Annotated in this window: 1 protein-coding gene; it reads left to right on the top strand. The window is 39.5% G+C overall.

The annotated features are described in order from the left end of the window. Positions 1-1252, top strand: a protein-coding gene (locus tag NQ095_RS22465; RefSeq protein ID WP_258265551.1) for an IS3 family transposase whose coding sequence is annotated in 2 segments (ribosomal slippage) — positions 1-472 and positions 472-1252 — 1253 coding nt annotated over the 2 segments. Because the reading frame shifts where the segments join, the coding sequence is not laid out codon by codon here. This gene is flagged as partial in the annotation.

The following is a 1252-nucleotide window of genomic DNA, read 5'->3' on the forward strand; positions in this document are numbered from 1 at the left end:
ATGGCCAAGTTTACTCAAGAATCTAAACTGAACGCTGCTAAACGTTATCTTAATGAACTCGTTAGTTATCGAGATCTTGCCAATCAAGTGGGCGTTGATCAATCCGTTCTGCGCTATTGGGTGATGTTAGTTCGTCACCACGGGGACCAAGCATTTACCTTTCCCTATACAAACTATCCTTCTGCCTTTAAACTGAGGGTAATTCAATTTATTACGGAGAAGAATTACTCCATTCGAGAGGCATCAGCCATTTTTCATATCCCCGATCCCTGTATGGTTCGTAGATGGGTGAAAAAGTGGGAAAGAGCTGGAGAAGATGCCTTCGGATCTTTAGAAAAGAGGCCTTCTACAATGACGTCTAACCATAAGAATAAGAAAATGAAAGATAACTCTTCTAACCAAACGATGGAAGATATGAAAAAAGAACTCGAATACCTTCGGATGGAGAATGCGTATTTAAAAAAGCTAAAAGCCTTAGTTCAGGAAGAACCATCACCAACGAAATCAAAGCGAAAGTAGTATTTGAACTAAGGAACGAATTCCGGGTGACCAGAATGTTAAAAGTAGCTAAGCTACCTAAAAGTACTTACTATCACATCACACAAAAATTAGACCAATCAGATCCTGATCGCAAATGGAAAAGAAGAATCAATTTTATCTACCATAAACACGTAGGGCGCCTTGGGTACCGTCGCATTACGGACGTTCTTCAAGCAAAAGGACACGATATAAATAAAAAGAAAGTCCTTCGAATCATGAGAGAATTGGGCCTTAAATGCATTGTGCGAATGAAAAAATATAAATCCTACAAAGGGAAAGTTGGAAAAGTAGCTCCCAACATCCTAAATCGTAATTTTAGAGCCGATAGACCTAATCAAAAATGGGTGACAGACGTAACGGAGTTCAAACTGTTCGGTCAAAAGCTCTATCTGTCCCCCATTCTAGACCTATTTAACGGAGAGATCATTACCTATACGCTTCAATCAAGGCCGACATTTGACTTGGTCGAGACGATGTTAGACCAAGGATTAAAACATGTAAATGAAGACGATGAGCTCTTAATCCATTCGGATCAAGGATGGCATTATCAAATGGCCCAGTACCGAAGGACACTGAAGAAACATAACATCACCCAAAGTATGTCTCGTAAAGGAAACTGTTATGACAACTCCGTCATGGAGAACTTTTTTGGGATACTGAAGTCTGAATTCCTTTACTTACAAGAATTTGATAGTATCGAGCACTTTAAAGA

Origin of the sequence: Rossellomorea sp. SC111, from assembly GCF_024733565.1 — a bacterium.
In the GTDB taxonomy this organism is placed as follows: Bacteria; Bacillota; Bacilli; order Bacillales; family Bacillaceae_B; genus Rossellomorea.